Annotated in this window: 3 protein-coding genes and 1 pseudogene; 2 read left to right on the top strand and 2 right to left on the bottom strand. The window is 34.7% G+C overall.

Annotation, left to right across the window (positions count from 1 at the left end; genetic code table 11):
* Positions 1-676 precede the first annotated feature (676 nt).
* Positions 677-2,218, bottom strand: a complete 1,542-nt coding sequence (locus tag H4J50_RS18505) for a response regulator (RefSeq protein WP_182257636.1) — start codon at positions 2,216-2,218, stop codon at positions 677-679.
* 205 nt (positions 2,219-2,423) lie between these two features.
* Complete coding sequence (locus H4J50_RS18500; RefSeq protein WP_108455735.1) at positions 2,424-3,710, bottom strand: citrate synthase; 1,287 nt, start codon at positions 3,708-3,710, stop codon at positions 2,424-2,426.
* 406 nt (positions 3,711-4,116) lie between these two features.
* Here H4J50_RS18500 and sdhC point away from each other — a divergent pair, with 406 nt between their 5' ends.
* Together sdhC and H4J50_RS18490 are read left to right on the top strand one after the other, a co-directional pair.
* Complete coding sequence (gene sdhC / locus H4J50_RS18495) at positions 4,117-4,491, top strand: succinate dehydrogenase, cytochrome b556 subunit (RefSeq protein ID WP_108455736.1); 375 nt, start codon at positions 4,117-4,119, stop codon at positions 4,489-4,491.
* Positions 4,485-4,553 (top strand): annotated as a pseudogene (locus tag H4J50_RS18490) (succinate dehydrogenase membrane anchor subunit); the annotation flags it as partial. The gene sdhC and the pseudogene H4J50_RS18490, both read left to right, overlap by 7 nt.

Here is a 4,553-nt window from a genome sequence, read left to right as displayed (position 1 = left end):
GTTTATTCCCGATATTAAAATAAATGATAGTCGGTGATTGGTTTAGGTTAAAAAACAAGCTGTAATAGGTGTTTATTTCAACTTTCTCAGGTGTTGATTACAAGAAATATCATAATAGGATTAAAATAAGCAGATAAAATGGTCATTTATTAGTGTAATTTAGCTAAATAACATTAATAAAAATTAATGATTATTGGTATTTGATCAGCAAAAGTAGAATAAAACAGCCTATATAAAGCAAAATTAAAGGTACATTGAACTATTTTTTTGATTTTTTTAGTCGAAAAATCTCAATAAATGATGATATAGCGTCAATATATTGCTTAAATTTAATCGATTAGCAGGCACTGCTTATGATTTATATAAGGTGATTTAGGCATTTGACGTGTCGTAAAAAATGGCTTATAAACAGTAGAAATCTGTAAGGAATTTAAAATAAATTGTATAAAATTAGCCATTTTATTCTGGTTTTTTTCTACTTTTTTTACTTATTGATTGAGAAGTAAAACGTCATCTACTGAGCAAATAAAGTTTAATATTAAGCGCCATTAAGGCGAGAATATCATTTAATACAAGTATTTTTTATGGTGTTTTTAATCACTAAATCTGCATAAACATTCATAGATGGTTGGGTGAAATAAACAAATTTTAGTTTAAAGCTTAAAATAAAATATTATCAAGCTGAAGGTAACCTAACAATAAACTGAGTTTGTTGTTCATCTAGAATCTTAAAGGCAATTTCACCATGTTGTACTTCTGTCATTAATTTAGCAGAGTAGGTACCTAAACCAATACCGGTATTATGATTAGAGCTGCTATATTTTTCAAACAGCGTAGGGCGGATTTGGGCTGGAATAACGCCATAATTGGTTAATTCAAAACTGATGAATTGATTGTGTTGGCTTAGCGCCAATGTTATTTTTTTATCGTCAGGTGAAGCTTCTACCGCATTCTTAATTAAATTATTAAAAATAGACAAGCAGAGTAATGGCTCTACCAAAATGTTGTGTTGAACATCAAAGCCACTCAGTTCGAAAGTAATGTTTTTAGCATCACTCGTTTTTGTTACTGCATTAATTGCATCATGAATTAACAAGTTTAAATTTGTTACCTGTGGCATTACGCTATAAATACCTTGCTCTATTTTATATAAATTTAGCGAGTTATTTACCATGTTTACAACATTATTTACCGCGCGATTTATAGATTTAGCCGCACTTTTGTCTGTCAGGCGATAAGTTTCAAATAAAATGTTATTTAGGGGTGCTTTTAAATCATGGTGAGTTATTTTTTCTATATCTTCTCGTAACTTAGCATTTTCTTTAAGTGTGGACACTTGTGCTGCTAAAGCAAGTTGTTGCTGTTGTAATCGAATATGTGTAGCAACACGTGCACGGAGTAAGTCACCATTTAACGGTTTCGTTATGTAGTCAACAGCACCCAGGTCAAAACCGTACTTTATATCTTCAACGAGTGCTTTAGCGCTTAAAAATATTATCGGAATATTTGCACTGCTTTCTATCTCTTTAAGGCTTTTGCATACTTGGTAGCCATCCATGGTCGGCATCATAATATCTAATAAAATTAAACTTATGTTGTGGTTATTGCTTGCCACAATTTTTAAAGCATGTTGGCCTGATTTAGCTGCTATTACGCGGTAAAGATTTCGTAAATTTCCGGCGGCAACATCTATATTACTACTTTCATCGTCAACGACTAGAATTGTTGGTTTTTGCTCTTGAAGATCAGTTTTATTATTGACAATAGAGGCTATAGACGCACTATTTGTATTGTCTTGTTCGCTACAATTCGCAAATATTGGATCTTGCGTTAGTTTAAATAAAGCGTTGATTACCCTATGTCTTTTAAAGGGAGGTGATAATGCAATACTATGATTTATGGCTGAAATAGTGCCGACTTGCACATCTGGGCTGTGAGTAATATCTTCAACAATTTTCTGTGAAAGTAGCAATACTGGCAGATGATCAATATTTAATATTTTTACTAATTCATCGCGAAATTCAAAGCTGTTATCTGTCGTTGCATTATCAGCACAAATTAATAAACTGATGGTTGAAAACTGTGCAAACTCTAAGGCGTCTTCAATATTTTCAATGCAAGAAATCGCAGTCTTACTAACACCACATGAGCATAATATTTTAGCAAGTGCTTCGCGCACTAAGCGGCTTTCATCGACAATTAAAATATGTTCAAGCAAGGTTATTTTACCGTTAAAAGTATGGAGAGAATATTGCCGTAACAATACCGTGTTTGTAATACGAATGTACAGAAATTGTATACGGAAGTTATTAACTTAAGGTATATAAGTAATTTAATAACCATGTACTTAACATGACATTAAAAAAAAAGGCAACCAAAGAGGTTGCCTTTAAAGAATATAATAAGCGATTAATTAATGCTAATTATCTCTCACTTAATGGAACAAATTTACGGTTAATTTCGCCAGTGTATTTTTGACGAGGACGACCGATTTTTTGTCCTTCTTGACCAAGCATTTCATCCCAGTGAGCAATCCAACCTACGGTACGTGACATAGCAAAAATTACTGTGAACATGTTCGTTGGAATACCAATAGCTTTAAGGATGATTCCTGAGTAAAAATCAACGTTAGGGTATAATTTTTTCTCAATGAAATATGGGTCTTCTAGCGCTACTTTTTCAAGTGCCATTGCTACATCAAGCAATGGATCTTGTATACCTAATTCAGTTAAAACTTCATGACATGTTTCACGCATTACGGTAGCACGTGGATCGAAGTTTTTATAAACACGATGTCCAAAGCCCATTAAGCGGAAAGGGTCAGCTTTATCTTTTGCTTTAGCAACAAATTCATCAACACGATCTAATGAACCAATTTGTTGAAGCATAGTTAAACAAGCTTCGTTAGCGCCGCCATGAGCAGGGCCCCAAAGTGAAGCAACACCCGCTGCGATACATGCGTAAGGGTTAGCACCTGAAGAACCCGCTAAACGTACTGTAGACGTTGAAGCATTTTGCTCATGATCTGCATGTAACGTAAAAATACGGTCCATTGCGCGAGCAACAGTAGGGCTAACAACATATTCTTCAGCCGGAACAGAGAACAACATATGCAAGAAGTTTTCTGCATAAGTTAAGTCGTTACGTGGGTAAACAAAAGGTTGTCCGATACTATATTTATATGCCATAGCTGCAATAGTAGGCATTTTAGCAATTAAGCGGTGAGCACTACGCATACGTTGATCAGCGGCATGAATATCTAAATCACTGTGGTAAAAAGAAGACATAGCGCCAACAACACCACAAAGCATCGCCATCGGATGTGCATCTGGTAGGAAACCATGAAAAAAGTGAACTAATTTTTCATGTACCATTGTGTGGTTAGTGATTGTATTAGTAAATTCATCATATTGGCTTTTAGATGGTGCTTCACCATTCAATAAAATATAACAAACTTCTAGGTAGTCTGCTTGTTTAGCAAGACTATCAATTGGGTAACCACGATGTTGTAAAATACCTTTACCACCATCGATGAACGTAATTGCAGACTCACAAGAGGCAGTTGCTAAAAATCCTGGGTCATAGGTGAAATAGCCAGCACTGCCAAGTGTACGAATATCTATAACATCGTTACCAGCACTACCTTTAAGAATTGGTAATTCCGCAACTACATTACCGTCGATACTAAGAGAGGCTTTTGAATCAGCCATATATTTCGTCCCCATTATATTTGTTTATCTAGAAAATTGTTAAAACCAAATGTTTAGTCAATTTTTGTGAATATTAAACTAACCCTATTCTACTTCAGATCACCCCCTAGAAGTCAATTTGTTTGTTTCGCTCTTAGACTAAAGTTACATGTCATTATCAATTTTTGTTACGTATGGTTGTTAAATAGTCGCTAGCCTCGTAAATAGGCTGAAACTTGTCGGGAAGAAAATTGTAATTAATGATTTTCACCTATATAATCAAGCCGATCTGAATTCTTTTTTAGCATTCATCAATCAAGTGCAAAAATTTAATTTACATCGGAGAGGGGTTATCTAACTTAATATATTGGTTGGATGACGTAAAAAAAATAAGTTGAAGGCTCTAAGAGCTCCTTAGGCAACAATCGTGAAAAAACAACGTCCTGTAAACCTAGATTTGTCAACAATTAAAATGCATGCAGCAGCTAATGCTTCTATATTGCACCGTGTTTCAGGTGTAATTATGGTATTTGCTATTGGTATTTTATTGTGGACGCTTTCTTTATCTCTATCTTCTGCTGAAGGTTTCGCGCAAGTAGAATCATTACTTAGCGGCTTATTCTTCAAAATAATTATGCTCGGTACGCTTTCTGCACTTATCTACCACTTACTTGGCGGTATCCGTCATTTATTTATGGATTTAGGTCATTTTGAAGAACTAGCGTCAGGTAATGCTACGGCTAAACTTATCATTGCACTTTGGTTGGTGCTTACTGTAGTAGTAGGAGTTCGATTATGGTAAATAATGCAGCAACAGTAGGCCGTAGTGGCGTACATGATTTCATTCTTCTTCGTGCTAGTGCC

It is taken from the genome of Colwellia sp. 6M3 (assembly GCF_014077595.1).
Classification (GTDB): Bacteria; Pseudomonadota; Gammaproteobacteria; order Enterobacterales; family Alteromonadaceae; genus Cognaticolwellia.
The sequence above is the reverse complement of the archived record's forward strand: the minus strand, read 5'-3'. Positions and strand labels throughout refer to the sequence as shown.

Bases quoted from the DNA above. Each gene is read 5' to 3' on its own strand.
- H4J50_RS18500 (WP_108455735.1), bottom strand. From the start codon at position 3,710: ATGGCTGATTCAAAAGCCTCTCTTAGTATCGACGGTAATGTAGTTGCG.